Origin of the sequence: Burkholderia aenigmatica (assembly GCF_902499175.1) — a bacterium.
Lineage (GTDB): Bacteria > Pseudomonadota > Gammaproteobacteria > Burkholderiales > Burkholderiaceae > Burkholderia > Burkholderia aenigmatica.
Genome location: NZ_CABVQC010000009.1, coordinates 98,769 through 111,496, shown reverse-complemented (window position 1 = coordinate 111,496; position 12,728 = coordinate 98,769). Strand labels below are relative to the sequence as shown.

The window sequence follows — 12,728 nt, the reverse complement described above, 5'->3', positions numbered from 1 at the left end:
CGCCGTCGCGTCAAGCTGTCTCAAATACCCAATATGCTAAAATCCACGGGTTTTCCTCTTCGGCCTCAACCTCCAGCATGCCGCTATCCGAGCCCGTGCCCCGTCAGTTGCGACATCAACGCGCAATCCGAGCGGAAGCTTACGAGCGCGGCGACGGCTTGTGGGACATCGAAGCCTGCCTGACCGACCACAAGCCGCGCGATGTCGCGCTTGCGTCGGGCATCCGGCCCCAGGGCCTGCCGATCCACGAACTCTGGCTGCGCGTGACTATCGATCGTGACCTCAATGTCGTCGACGCCGAAGCGTCTTCGGAATGGGTTCCCTATCCCGGTCACTGTCAATCCGCCCCTCCCGCCTATCGGGCCCTCATCGGGCTCAATCTCTTCCGCAATTTCCGCCGCAACGCGAACCGGCTGCTCGCCGGCGTCGCAGGCTGCTCCCATCTCACCGAACTGTGCGCCGTGCTGCCGACGGCAGCGATCCAGGCGTTCGCCGGTGATGTGTGGAACGTGCGCGAAGAGGGCGGCGAAGGGCCGGATCATGACGGCGCACACGACGAAGCGCCTTTCCAGCTCGGCCGCTGCCGGGCGTTGCGGTTCGACGGTGAGGTCGTGCGGCAGTACTACCCGCGCTGGTATGGCGCGAGCCGGCCGGACGTGCCCGGTGATGGCAGCACGAAGGAATGAACGGAAATCATTCGAAGAAGCGTCTAAAGCGACTTTTCATCCAACTCTCAGACTGAAGGGAATCACGCATGAAGATTCACGAGTACCAGGGTAAGGAAATCCTGCGGAAATTCGGAGTCGCGGTACCGCGCGGCAAGCCGGCGTTCTCGGTTGACGAGGCCGTCAAGGTGGCAGAAGAGCTCGGCGGCCCGGTTTGGGTCGTGAAGGCTCAGATTCACGCGGGTGGCCGTGGCAAGGGCGGCGGCGTGAAGGTGGCGAAGTCGATCGAGCAGGTTCGTGAATACGCGAACCAGATCCTCGGCATGCAGCTCGTCACGCACCAGACCGGTCCGGAAGGCCAGAAGGTCAACCGTCTGATGATCGAAGAAGGCGCTGACATCAAGCAGGAACTGTATGTCAGCCTCGTCGTCGATCGCGTGTCGCAAAAGATCGTTCTGATGGGTTCGAGCGAAGGCGGCATGGACATCGAGGAAGTCGCCGAAAAGCACCCGGAACTGATCCACAAGGTCATCGTCGAGCCGTCGACGGGCCTGCTCGACGCTCAGGCCGACGATCTCGCCGCGAAGATCGGCGTGCCGGCTGCTTCGATTCCGCAAGCGCGCGCGATCCTGCAAGGCCTGTACAAGGCATTCTGGGAAACCGACGCATCGCTGGCCGAAATCAACCCGCTGAACGTCTCGGGCGACGGCAAGGTCACCGCACTCGACGCGAAGTTCAACTTCGACGCGAACGCGCTGTTCCGCCACCCGGAAATCGTCGCTTACCGCGACCTGGACGAAGAAGATCCGGCTGAAATCGAAGCGTCGAAGTTCGACCTCGCGTACATCTCGCTCGACGGCAACATCGGCTGTCTCGTGAACGGCGCAGGCCTGGCAATGGCGACGATGGACACCATCAAGCTGTTCGGCGGCGAGCCGGCGAACTTCCTGGACGTCGGCGGTGGCGCGACGACCGAGAAGGTCACCGAAGCGTTCAAGCTGATGCTGAAGAACCCGGATCTGAAGGCGATCCTCGTGAACATCTTCGGCGGCATCATGCGCTGCGACGTGATCGCGGAAGGCGTGATCGCCGGTTCGAAGGCCGTGAACCTGAACGTGCCGCTCGTCGTGCGCATGAAGGGCACGAACGAGGACCTCGGCAAGAAGATGCTGGCCGATTCGGGCCTGCCGATCATCTCGGCGGACAGCATGGAAGAAGCTGCGCAGAAGGTCGTCGCGGCTGCCGCAGGCAAGTAAGCGCGCGCTAATGAACACGCATGGCGGCGCGGTTCGCTCGCGACGCCAATCGAACAGAGGTCAAAATACATGTCGATTCTGATCAACAAGGACACGAAGGTCATCACGCAGGGCATTACCGGCAAAACCGGTCAGTTCCATACGCGCGCCTGCCGTGAATACGCAAACGGCCGCGAAGCATTCGTCGCGGGCGTGAACCCGAAGAAGGCCGGCGAAGACTTCGAAGGCATTCCGATCTACGCAAGCGTCAAGGAAGCGAAGGCAGAAACCGGCGCGACCGTGTCGGTCATCTACGTTCCGCCGGCAGGCGCAGCGGCTGCGATCTGGGAAGCGGTCGAAGCCGATCTGGATCTCGCGATCTGTATCACGGAAGGCATCCCCGTCCGCGACATGATCGAAGTGAAGGACCGCATGCGCCGTGAAGGCCGCAAGACGCTGCTGCTCGGGCCGAACTGCCCGGGCACGATCACGCCGGACGAGCTGAAGATCGGCATCATGCCGGGTCACATCCACCGCAAGGGCCGCATCGGCGTCGTGTCGCGTTCGGGCACGCTGACGTATGAAGCGGTTGCTCAGCTGACGGCACTCGGCCTCGGCCAGTCGTCGGCAGTCGGTATCGGCGGCGACCCGATCAACGGTCTGAAGCACATCGACGTGATGAAGATGTTCAACGACGATCCGGACACGGATGCGGTCGTGATGATCGGCGAAATCGGTGGTCCGGACGAAGCCAATGCGGCAGAGTGGATCAAGGACAACATGAAGAAGCCGGTCGTCGGCTTCATCGCTGGCGTCACGGCGCCTCCGGGCAAGCGCATGGGCCACGCCGGCGCGCTGATCTCGGGCGGTGCGGATACGGCCGAAGCGAAGCTGGAAATCATGGAAGCGTGCGGCATCACCGTCACGCGCAACCCGTCGGAAATGGGCCGTCTGCTGAAGAAGGCGCTGTAATATTTCCCCTGGGTTCGTCCTGCAGAAAACGCCGGCTTTGCCGGCGTTTTTTGTTATGCTCGCGCAATGAATTCGTAAGCACCGGGCATGCATCGCGCATGTGCCGGCGATGAACCGGGCCGCCTGCAAGGCGGCCGCCGTCCTGCCCGTCACGCCATGCTCGAATTCCTGACGTCGCTCCACTGGGGCGCCGTACTCCAGATCGTCATCATCGATATCCTGCTCGGCGGCGACAACGCGGTCGTGATCGCGCTCGCCTGCCGCAACCTGCCCGCGAACCAGCGGCTGCGCGGTGTCATCTGGGGCACCGCGGGGGCGATCCTGCTGCGCGTCGCGCTGATCACGTTCGCGGTCGCGCTGCTCGACGTGCCGTTCCTGAAGCTCGGCGGCGGGTTGCTGCTGCTGTGGATCGGCATCAAGCTGATGGCGCCGGCCGCCGACGCGCACGACGACATCAAGCCGGCCAGCCGGCTGTGGGACGCGGTGAAGACGATCGTGATCGCCGATGCGGTGATGAGCCTCGACAACGTGATCGCGATCGCCGGCGCGGCCGAGCAGGCCGACCCGTCGCACCGGATCGCGCTGGTGATCTTCGGGCTCGTCGTCAGCGTGCCGATCATCGTGTGGGGCAGCACGCTGGTGCTGAAACTGCTCGACCGTTTCCCGATCGTCGTGGCGTTCGGTGCCGGGCTGCTCGGCTGGATCGCGGGCGGGCTGATCGTGAACGACCCGGTCGGCGACCGCTGGCCGGTGCTCGACACGCCGGAGGTCCTCTACGGCGCGAGCATCGCAGGCGCGCTGTTCGTCGTGGCGATCGGTTACACGCTCAGGAAGCGCCGCGACGTACCGCACGCGCACTGACTATTGGCCGTCCGGCCGACTGCCGGATTCACGGCCCGCTGGCTACGATCGAGACGCCTGCCTTTACCGGCAGGCGTTTTTCGTTTCCGGAGCCTGCCATGTTCGAAGCCTTTTCCATTTCCCTGTTCCGTCGCGTGGCCGCCGATCTGCGGCGCGCGAACCGGCCGTCGCCGCGCTGGCGGCCGGCCGGCTTCACGCTGATCGAACTGATGATCGTGCTGGCGATCGTCGGCGTGATCGCAGCCTATGCGATTCCCGCGTACCAGGATTACCTGGCGCGCTCGCGCGTCGGCGAGGGGCTCGCGCTCGCGTCGTCCGCGCGGCTTGCCGTCGCCGACAACGCGGCAAGCGGCACGAGCCTCGATGGCGGCTACAGCCCGCCGGCCGCGACCCGCAATGTCGAATCCGTCGCGATCGACGGCGCGACCGGCCAGATCACGGTCGCATTCACCACGCGCGTCGCCGCGGCCGGCGCCAATACGCTGGTGCTCGTGCCGTCGGCGCCCGACAAGGCCGATGCGCCCACCGCGCGCGTGCCGCTTAAAAAGGGCGCGATGCAGGCCGGTGCGATCGCGTGGGAGTGCTTCGCCGCCGGCAAGGATGCGTCGTCGTTGCCGGCGCCGGGGGCCGGGCCGTTGCCGGGCGACGCCGCGACGCTGCCTGCGAAATATGCGCCGGCGGAGTGTCGCGCGTAGTGCCGGCGGCGGGGCAGGGCGGCGCGGGCAGCATGCCGGCCGCCGCTTCCGCCGGCCCGGGCGGTCATCCCGCGTCGGGTCGCGGCGCGAAGGCCCCGCACAGAGGGGGGAAAGTTTTGTATAGTGCGCCGGTTGCTGACATCCGGTTCGCTCATGCCCTCCACTTTTTCCCGTTCGTTGCCGCTCGTTGCACTGGCTGTCGCCCTGATCGTGCCGTACGCAATCACGAATCACACGTATCCGATCCCGACCTTCTATTCCGAGTTTTCCGCGCTGGTGCTGTATCTGCTGGTGGGGGTGTCCGTCGTGCTGCTCGCGCGCACGGGTCGCCCGGCCGAGCCGTTTGCGGCGCCGGCCGCGTTCGTCGCGCCGCTCGGGTTCGCCGTGGTGCTCATCGCGCAGGTCGCGCTGATCCCGCTCAAGGTGCCGTCGATGAACTGGCTGGCGGTCGGCTATCTTGCCGCCGCGCTGGTCGCGATGCAGGCCGGCTATGCGCTCGCGCGCGACGGGCTGGCCGAGGCCGTGTCGCGGATGATGGCCGGTGCGCTGCTCATCGGCGGCGTGTTCGCGGTCGGAACCCAGATCGCGCAGTTGTTCCACCTCGAGTCGGCGCTGTCGCCGTTCGTCGTGATGTACAACGTCGCGGTCGATCGCCGTCCGTACGGCAACATGGCGCAGGCGAACCATCTGGCCAGCTACATCGCGTTCGCGCTCGCCGGCGCCCTGTATCTCGTGCAGACGCGCCGGCTCGCGGTATGGGCGTGGTTCGCGCTGTCGATCGTGCTGTCGGTCGGTCTCGCGCTGACGGTGTCGCGCGGGCCGTGGCTGCAGGTCGGGGTCATGGTCGTCGCAGGCTTCTGGATGGCGTGGCTCGAATCGCGTCGTGCGCCGGGCAATGCGCGCGCGTGGCTGATCCCGGTCGTGCTCGCGGTGGCATTCATCGCGGTGAACGTCGCGGTGCGCTGGGCCAACGTGCACTATCACCTGAATCTCGCGGAATCCGCGGCCGACCGGATGCGCGACGCGGGGCAGATTGCGCCGCGTCTCGCGCTGTGGAAGTACGGGCTCGCGATGTTCCGCGAGCATCCGCTGCTCGGCGTCGGCTGGGGCGAGTTCCCGTCGCACCAGTTCGCGCTCGTGCGTTCGCTCGGCGGCGTCGAGATTGCGAACAACTCGCACGACATCTTCATCGACCTGCTCGCGAAGTCCGGCCTCGTCGGCTTGGGCGTGCTCGTCGTCACGCTCGTGACGTGGTTTGTGCGTGCGGTGCGCGCGCCGCAGTCGAGCATGCGCGTGTTCGGCTTTGCGCTGATCGGCATCCTGTTGATGCACGCGCTGGTCGAGTATCCGCAGCAGTACATGTTCTTCCTGTTGCCGGCGATGTTCGTGATCGGGCTGCTCGACGTGAAGCCGCTGCGCATCCTGCCGGGGCGCGCAGCGTTCGGGTTGTTCGCGGTGCTGTCGGTCGGCGGCGTGCTGGCGGCGGTGCCCGTGCTGCGCGACTACCAGCGCGCGGAAGTGCTGTATTACGGCAGCGATCCGGCCGCGCAGTACCGCGATGCACCGTCGCTGCTGTTCGGCGCGTGGGGTGAATACGGCGCGGCCACGCTGCTGCCGATTTCGGCGGACGACCTGCCGGCCAAGCTCGCCGCGCATGAACGCGCGATCGCGCTGCTGCCCGGCGAGACGGTGCTGCGCCGCTATGCGGCGCTGCAGGCGCTGGCGGGCCGCAACACCGATGCGCTCGACACCGTCGCGCGCCTGCACGTGTTTGCGAAGGAGTTGAAGGACTGGCCGCAGCAACTGGCGGCGCTGTACAAGCTGTGCGATCAGCAGCCGGCGCTGAAGCCGTTCAAGGCGGCGGTCGTCGCGAAATACGGCGAAGTGCCGGCCGATGCGGCCGACGACGAGGACGACGACGATTCGGATTGATGCGTGCCGCGCCTGCCGGACGGGGAATGCCGGCATGTGCCGCGCGGTGAGGAAGTCGTAGTGTGCGTCGGGCCGAACTGCCGGGCGCGAACCCGGCGAATCCGGCCGCGTAGCGATTACCTCGCGGATTGCGCGGATTCTGGCTGAACGCGCGGCGATTCGCGTCAACCATTGTCAAATCACCGCCGCTTTCCGGGTGGCGCGTGCACAATGCGCGAAAGCGCGTGCGTACCGGCTCGCATAGGGCCTGGGCCGGCGTCAGCACAAGCAGTACCCCGGCCATCCGGGAGGTTCACCACGCAGGATCGCGGCCGGGCATCGATCGGCTGTGCGGCCGTAACGGGGCGCCGGTCCGAAGGCCGCGGCGCAGTGTGACGCACGCGGTGCGGCCGGGCGATGTTCCCCGGTGCGCGGCGCGTGTGTCCGGAACAGTGCTCAAGAACGATATTCGACCATGGCTATTCGCTCGACCTACCTGATCCTGCCCGCCGTCGCGATGCTGTTTTCCGGCTGCGCGATGCTGTCGTCGTCGCAGGAAAGCAAGCTGACCTGCCACATTCCGCGTGCCGTCTATCCGGATACCGCGAAGCCGCTCACGCGCCCGGCGACCGTACTCGTGCGCGCGCTGATGACGACGTCCGGCGAGGCGCAGAACGTCACGGTGACCACGAGCAGCCGCAATGCGGCGGCCGATCGCGCGGCCATCGACGCGATGACGCACGCGACCTGCGTGCAGACGGGCGCGACCGCGAACCCGTTCATGCTGACCCAACCGTTCGTGTTCGAGCCGCAGCGCGGCCAGTGATGGGCAGGCGGTGCGGCCTGCGTGCGGGTTGCCGTCCGGCTTCGCCGCGGCCACCCGCACCGTTTCGCTCGGCCGCCGACAGTCGATGCGCGCGGCCGTTGTGGCGCGCGCCCGACGTTCAGTGCTGCGGCATCAGGTTCGCGCCGCGGCAAGCCGGCTCGGCCGCCGTGCTCAGCCCGAGCAGCGTGAACCCGTTGCGCTCCTGGCGAATCAGCGCATAGTGCCGCGCGACCGTTTCTCCGGTGTTGCCCGTCAGATCGAGTTCGACCTGAAAGCGGTCCTTGCTGTCCGAGCAACTGCGCACCGGGCCGTACGCGAACCCCCTGTCGGCAGTCTTGCTGGCCTTTTCGAACACCTGTCGGCCTTTCAGCGCGGCCGCTGCGGCGGCGGGCTCGCTCCATTCGCGCGCCAGCGCATCGTCCGCCTTCAGCCATTCGTCGACGAAATCGCGGCCGTTGAGCGCAACGGGCTGTACGCGCTGCACGGTGCCGCCGTCGACGCGATAGCGGAAGACGCCCGGCCGCGTCATCACATCGCTGTCCTTCGAGCCGACCGTCGCCCGCACCTCGAAGCCGTCGGGGCGCACCTTGAAGCGGATCGGGTTTTCGTCGAGCACGTAGCTGTTCTCGGAATGGAACACCGTGCGCTGCACGGCCGAGCCGTTGGCCGGCGCGACCACGTCCACGGCGAACTGGCTCCAGCGCGACGCGCACCACGGCGTGCCGTGGACGACCGCGACCTGCCCGCCGGGTAGCGCCGAGAACCAGAAGCCGGCGCCGTACGCGCCGCCGATGTCCTTGTAGTCGCCGGCCTGCCAGCGCAGCACGCGCCGCCAAGCACCGTTTTCCCAGGCGTACGCGGTCAGCACGTTGTCGTCGCCGCATGCGATGTCGAAACCGGCGCGCACGAAAAGCAACGGGCGCGACGTGCCGCCGCGTTCGACGCCGACGTCCGGATTGCGGCCGAATGCCGATTCGCCATCTTTAAACTGGGTAGTGGGTTGGGCGGGCACGCCGAGCGTGGTCGCGAGCGTGCGTTTCAGCGCGGCCGGGTCGACCTGTTCGTCGCTGCACGCGAGCCGCGCGTCGATCGCGCCGACGAGCGCCTGCTTGTACGCACGCAGCGCGTCGCGCAGCGGTGGTGCAATGTCGACGCCGCCGCCGTCGCTCGGCGGAACGCGGATCTGCTGGACGCGATGCTGCGTGTCGATGGCCGCGCGCGCGGCGGTGTCGGCGGCGGGGCAGGTGCCGGCGGCCGATGCGGCGGCCGGCAGCAGGGCGAGCGCGCACAGCAGTGCCGCGCCGTATTTCAGCGTGTGGGTCTTCATTTGTGATGTGTTTTTCTGGCTCTTTATCGTTCGAACGGGACATCGTTACGGCCGACGATGCCCCGTGAATGGCTGCTGCTGCGGCCGCCGCTGGCATTCAACCCGCCGTGTCTTCCGCCTTCCAGTCCCCCGACTTCCCGCCGCGCTTCTCGCGCACGCTCACGTCGGTGATCACCATCCCGCGATCGACGGCCTTGCACATGTCGTAGACGGTCAGCAGCCCGACCTGCACGGCGGTCAGCGCTTCCATCTCGACGCCGGTCCGGCCGAACGTCTCGACCTGCGCGACGCAATGGACGCCCGGCAGCGCGTCGTCGAGTTCGAAGTCGACGGCTACGCGCGTCAGCGCGAGCGGGTGGCACAGCGGGATCAGGTCGGCCGTGCGCTTGGCGCCCTGGATGGCCGCGATGCGCGCGACGCCGAGCACGTCGCCTTTCTTCGCCTTGCCGTCGCGGATCAGCGCGAAGGTGGCCGGCAGCATCCGGATCGTGCCGCGCGCGATCGCGATGCGTTGCGTTTCCTGCTTGCCGCCGACGTCGACCATGTGGGCGTGGCCGGCGGCGTCGAAATGGGTGAGTCCTGACATGTCTTCCTCTAGTGGAACGGAGTGCGCGAGCACGTCCCTCGATCCGGCGTCGCGATCGGGCGGGGCATCGAATCTCGTCTCTGCGCCGCGAGTCGATCCAACGTTTCAACGGGCGCCTATCATAGCAGTGGCATTCGCGGCGCCGGGTGCGCAGATGGCACCCATGCCGCACGGGACAGTCACGCTGCCGCCGGTACAATGACCCGAATATTCAGACCAAACGCCGCGATGCGCGCCCGGCGCGCGGGACGGCGTCGTTTTCATCCTGCCATGCGTGTCAAACAGTTGCTTGCCGTGTCGCTGTCGGCGGTGCTCGCGTTGCCGCCGAGCGGCCATGCGCAGCGCGCGTCCGCGCCGCCGCTCGAATCGGCGGCCGACGGCGCCCGGTCGATTTCCACCGTGCCCTCCGGCATCGCGCCCGGCGTGTTCGGTACGTACGGCGGCGCGGAGAGCCGGTTTTCGGACACGGGCGGCACATCGGCGCCGGCCGCGAGCCTGCGCGCGCCGCTTCGCGCGCTCGAACTGCCCGATCTCGGCGACGGCTCCGGCGGGTCGCTGACGCCGCAGGCCGAGCGCCGGCTCGGCGAGCGTGTGATGCGCGAAGTGCGGCGCGATCCCGACTATCTCGACGACTGGCTCGTGCGCGACTACCTGAACGCGATGGCGGCGCGGCTCGCGGCCGCCGCGGCCGCGCGCTTCATCGGCGGCTACACGCCGGACTTCGACCTGTTCCCGGTGCGCGATCCGCAGATCAACGCGTTCTCGATGCCGGGCGGCTTCATCGGAATCAACAGCGGGCTCGTCGTCACGACGCAGACGGAGTCGGAGCTTGCGTCGGTGGTCGGCCACGAGATGGGGCACGTGCTGCAACGGCACATCGCGCGGATGATCGGTGCGAGCGAGAAGACCGGCTATACGGCGCTCGCGACGATGCTGCTCGGCGTGCTGGCCGGCGTGCTCGCGAGAAGCGGCGACCTCGGCAGCGCGATCGCGGTGGGCGGGCAGGCGTATGCGGTGGACAACCAGCTGCGCTTCTCGCGTTCGGCCGAGCGCGAGGCCGATCGCGTCGGCTTCCAGTTGCTTGCGGGCGCGGGCTACGACCCGTACGGGATGCCGGGCTTCTTCGAGCGGCTCGACCGCGCGTCGATGGGCGATGCGGGCGTGCCGGCGTATGCGCGCACGCACCCGCTGACCGGCGAGCGGATCGCCGACATGGAGGATCGCGCGCGTCGCGCGCCGTACCGGCAGCCGCGCCAGTCGCCCGAATACGGGTTCGTGCGTGCGCGGCTGCGGGTCCTGCAGAACCGCGCGCCGACCGACATCGCGGCCGAGGCGCGCCGGATGCAGTTCGAGATCGACGATCGCACGGCGCCGAACGTCGCGGCGAACTGGTACGGCATCGCACTCGCGAACGCGCAGCTCGGCGAGTATGACGCGGCCGGCAAGGCGCTCGCGTCGGCACGCACCGCGTTCGACGCGCGCGAGCGGCGCGAGGGCGATCCGGCGACGGGTTCGCCGAGCCTCGACGTGCTGGCCGCCGACATCGCGCGCCGCGCGGGGCGCGCCGACGACGCGGTGCGGCTTGCTGCGCTCGCGCAGCGGCGCTGGCCGGCGTCGCACGCCGCGATCGTCGTGCATCTTCAGGCATTGATCGCCGCGCGCCGTTTCGCCGAAGCGCAGGCGCAGGCACGCGCGCAGGCAAATGCCGACCCCGAGCAGCCGGACTGGTGGGACTATCTCGCGAAGGCGAGCGATGGCAAGGGCGACGTGCTGGCGCGGCGCCGCGCGCTAGCGGAGAAGCTCGCGCTCGACGGCGCATGGCCGTCGGCGATTCGCCAGCTGAAGGATGCGCGCGACGCGAAGGACGTGTCGTTCTACGAGCAGTCGATGATCGGCGCGCGGCTGCTGGAATTCGAGGCGCGCTACAAGGAAGAGCGCGAGGACGAGAAGAACGGCCGCGGGTAGCGGCCGCGACGCGGCAAACGCGGGCGAAGCCGCCGCGGGTCAGGTACTTGCGCCGGCCTCGCCGCGTGCCTGTTGCGCCGGGCTTGCGACGTAGCCGAACCGGGCGGGGACGTCCGCGCAGACAATGCTGCCGAGCGGCAGCGTGCGGCTGTCGCGCCAGCGCAGCACGGGCGGCGCGGTATCGAAATCCGCGTGATCGGCGAACAGCCCGAGATCATGATCGTGCAGCGCCGCGATGCGCGGCGGCGTACCGGCCGCGCGAAACAGTACGCCACCCGCGTCGTCGAGCCAGGCCTCGTCCGGTTCGAACGGCGTGCCGGTCTGGTCGGCGAGCGTGAGCTGCCCGTCGCGCTCGGCGAGCCGGACGACCCACGGCGTATAGGCGAGCTCGACGTACACGCGCTGCGGCCCGTTCTGGAAGAACCACTGGCCTTGCGCATCGCATTCGTAGTTGCGGCCAATGAACGCGTTCAGCGCCGCATGGCGGATCGGCGAGCCGAGCTCGCCGGCCGCCTGCGCCGCGTCGTCGCGCAGCCGCCATTCGCCGCGCCGGTCGAGCAGCAGCCAGCCGGTACAGTGCGGCACGTTCGGCCATTTGGCGAGGGCCTGCCGGACGATGTCATCCATGGTCGACGAATTTGGAGCAATAGCCGAACACCCGCGCCGACAGCCAGTCGAGGCGGCCGGGGAACGGCCCGGTCATGAATCCCGCGTGCCCGCCGGCCGCGGGCTGGTCGAGTTCGACGGCCGGCGATACGTCGGCCGGGCCGGGCAGCGCCGATTCAGGCAGGAACGGGTCGTTGCGGGCGTTGAGGAGCAGCGTCGGTACGTCGATCGCGGGCAGCAGCGGCCGTGTCGTCGCCTTGGTCCAGTAGTCGTCCGCATCCGCGAAACCGTGCAGCGGCGCGGTCACGATCTCGTCGAAGTCGCGCATCGTCACGGCCTGCAGCATCGCTTCGCGGTCGAACAGCCCCGGATACTGGTCGAGCTTCGCGAGCGCCTTGCGCTTGAGCGTCTTCAGGAAGCTGCGCGTGTAGATCATCGCAAAGCCTTGCGACAACGCGCGCCCGCCGGCGTGCACGTCGATCGGCGTCGAGATCGCGGCGGCCGCTCGCAGGATCGACGTGTCGCTGCGATGCTCGCCGAGCCAGCGCAACAGCACGTTGCCGCCGAGCGACACGCCGGCCGCGACCAGCGGCCCGCGATGCTGCGCGGCGAGCCGGCGCAGGATCCAGTCGACTTCGGCGCTGTCAGCGAGATGGTAGAAGCGCGGCTGGCGGTTGATCTCGCCGCTGCAACTGCGGAAGTGCGGCACGACGGCGTGCCAGCCCTTCGCACGCGCGGCGGCCATCATCGCGAGCGCGTAGTGCGAGCCGGAGCTGCCTTCGAGGCCGTGGAACAGCACGAACAGCGGCGCATCGGGCGCCGGCGCCGCGCTGTCGAGATGCGCGACCCAGTCGAGATCGATGAAATCGTGGTCGGGGGTTTCCCATCGCTCTCGTCGGTAAGCGACGACGGGGCGTCGCGCGAACAGCGCGGGCACGATGGTTTGCGCATGGCTGTTGGGCAGCCAGCGTGGTGCGCGATAGCGCAGTGTGTCGTCGTCGGGGGCCGGGGCCCCGGTCAGCGGCGAGGTGGGCGGAGAAGCCGTACTCATGATCGCCCCGCGTATGCGTTGCTTCGTC

The 12,728-nt window shown here is 68.2% G+C and carries 12 protein-coding genes; 8 read left to right on the top strand and 4 right to left on the bottom strand.

Annotated elements, in window-relative coordinates; translation table 11 throughout:
• The first annotated feature begins 77 nt into the window (after positions 1 to 77).
• From BDO18943_RS09210 to BDO18943_RS09180, 7 genes are all read left to right on the top strand, one after another.
• The gene (locus BDO18943_RS09210; RefSeq protein WP_175022041.1) at positions 78 to 686 is read left to right on the top strand and encodes a DUF2889 domain-containing protein; all 609 of its coding nucleotides are present in this window, start codon (positions 78 to 80) and stop codon (positions 684 to 686) included.
• A gap of 68 nt (positions 687 to 754) precedes the next feature.
• Positions 755 to 1,921, top strand: a complete 1,167-nt coding sequence (sucC, locus tag BDO18943_RS09205; RefSeq protein ID WP_043190750.1) for an ADP-forming succinate--CoA ligase subunit beta — start codon at positions 755 to 757, stop codon at positions 1,919 to 1,921.
• Between the two features lie 69 nt (positions 1,922 to 1,990).
• Positions 1,991 to 2,872, top strand: coding sequence for a succinate--CoA ligase subunit alpha (gene sucD, locus BDO18943_RS09200; RefSeq protein WP_006477916.1), 882 nt, complete (start codon positions 1,991 to 1,993; stop codon positions 2,870 to 2,872).
• Positions 2,873 to 3,028: 156 nt separating this feature from the next.
• On the top strand, positions 3,029 to 3,733 hold the full coding sequence (locus tag BDO18943_RS09195) for a TerC family protein (RefSeq protein WP_175022040.1): 705 nt from the start codon (positions 3,029 to 3,031) through the stop codon (positions 3,731 to 3,733).
• A 98-nt stretch (positions 3,734 to 3,831) separates the two neighbouring features.
• On the top strand, positions 3,832 to 4,428 hold the full coding sequence (locus tag BDO18943_RS09190) for a pilin (protein WP_043190753.1): 597 nt from the start codon (positions 3,832 to 3,834) through the stop codon (positions 4,426 to 4,428).
• 153 nt (positions 4,429 to 4,581) lie between these two features.
• Positions 4,582 to 6,360 (top strand): PglL family O-oligosaccharyltransferase, encoded by a 1,779-nt coding sequence (locus tag BDO18943_RS09185; protein WP_175022039.1) that lies wholly within the window; start codon positions 4,582 to 4,584, stop codon positions 6,358 to 6,360.
• Positions 6,361 to 6,814: 454 nt separating this feature from the next.
• Positions 6,815 to 7,165: a TonB family protein gene (locus BDO18943_RS09180; RefSeq protein WP_089451216.1), complete on the top strand. Its 351-nt coding sequence runs from the start codon at positions 6,815 to 6,817 to the stop codon at positions 7,163 to 7,165.
• Between the two features lie 118 nt (positions 7,166 to 7,283).
• On the opposite strand, the gene BDO18943_RS09175 is transcribed toward BDO18943_RS09180, so the two are convergent.
• Complete coding sequence (locus tag BDO18943_RS09175; protein ID WP_175022038.1) at positions 7,284 to 8,492, bottom strand: hypothetical protein; 1,209 nt, start codon at positions 8,490 to 8,492, stop codon at positions 7,284 to 7,286.
• 97 nt (positions 8,493 to 8,589) lie between these two features.
• On the bottom strand, positions 8,590 to 9,078 hold the full coding sequence (moaC, locus tag BDO18943_RS09170) for a cyclic pyranopterin monophosphate synthase MoaC (protein WP_043190762.1): 489 nt from the start codon (positions 9,076 to 9,078) through the stop codon (positions 8,590 to 8,592).
• Positions 9,079 to 9,348: 270 nt separating this feature from the next.
• Between moaC and BDO18943_RS09165 the strand changes: the two genes are divergently transcribed.
• Entirely contained in the window at positions 9,349 to 11,043 is a 1,695-nt protein-coding gene (locus tag BDO18943_RS09165; RefSeq protein WP_175022037.1) for a M48 family metalloprotease, read from the top strand.
• Between the two features lie 39 nt (positions 11,044 to 11,082).
• Here BDO18943_RS09165 and BDO18943_RS09160 read toward each other — a convergent pair whose 3' ends face one another.
• Positions 11,083 to 11,670: a DUF2946 family protein gene (locus BDO18943_RS09160; RefSeq protein ID WP_175022036.1), complete on the bottom strand. Its 588-nt coding sequence runs from the start codon at positions 11,668 to 11,670 to the stop codon at positions 11,083 to 11,085.
• Positions 11,663 to 12,700: a hydrolase gene (locus tag BDO18943_RS09155; protein WP_043190246.1), complete on the bottom strand. Its 1,038-nt coding sequence runs from the start codon at positions 12,698 to 12,700 to the stop codon at positions 11,663 to 11,665. The genes BDO18943_RS09160 and BDO18943_RS09155 overlap by 8 nt, the downstream gene beginning before the upstream one ends.
• Positions 12,701 to 12,728 lie beyond the last annotated feature (28 nt).

Bases quoted from the DNA above. Each gene is read 5' to 3' on its own strand.
- sucC (WP_043190750.1), top strand. From the start codon at position 755: ATGAAGATTCACGAGTACCAGGGTAAGGAAATCCTGCGGAAATTCGGA.
- BDO18943_RS09190 (WP_043190753.1), top strand. From the start codon at position 3,832: ATGTTCGAAGCCTTTTCCATTTCCCTGTTCCGTCGCGTGGCCGCCGAT.
- BDO18943_RS09160 (WP_175022036.1), bottom strand. From the start codon at position 11,670: ATGGATGACATCGTCCGGCAGGCCCTCGCCAAATGGCCGAACGTGCCG.
- BDO18943_RS09175 (WP_175022038.1), bottom strand. From the start codon at position 8,492: ATGAAGACCCACACGCTGAAATACGGCGCGGCACTGCTGTGCGCGCTC.
- BDO18943_RS09165 (WP_175022037.1), top strand. From the start codon at position 9,349: ATGCGTGTCAAACAGTTGCTTGCCGTGTCGCTGTCGGCGGTGCTCGCG.
- sucD (WP_006477916.1), top strand. From the start codon at position 1,991: ATGTCGATTCTGATCAACAAGGACACGAAGGTCATCACGCAGGGCATT.
- moaC (WP_043190762.1), bottom strand. From the start codon at position 9,078: ATGTCAGGACTCACCCATTTCGACGCCGCCGGCCACGCCCACATGGTC.
- BDO18943_RS09210 (WP_175022041.1), top strand. From the start codon at position 78: ATGCCGCTATCCGAGCCCGTGCCCCGTCAGTTGCGACATCAACGCGCA.
- BDO18943_RS09185 (WP_175022039.1), top strand. From the start codon at position 4,582: ATGCCCTCCACTTTTTCCCGTTCGTTGCCGCTCGTTGCACTGGCTGTC.
- BDO18943_RS09195 (WP_175022040.1), top strand. From the start codon at position 3,029: ATGCTCGAATTCCTGACGTCGCTCCACTGGGGCGCCGTACTCCAGATC.
- BDO18943_RS09180 (WP_089451216.1), top strand. From the start codon at position 6,815: ATGGCTATTCGCTCGACCTACCTGATCCTGCCCGCCGTCGCGATGCTG.
- BDO18943_RS09155 (WP_043190246.1), bottom strand. From the start codon at position 12,700: ATGAGTACGGCTTCTCCGCCCACCTCGCCGCTGACCGGGGCCCCGGCC.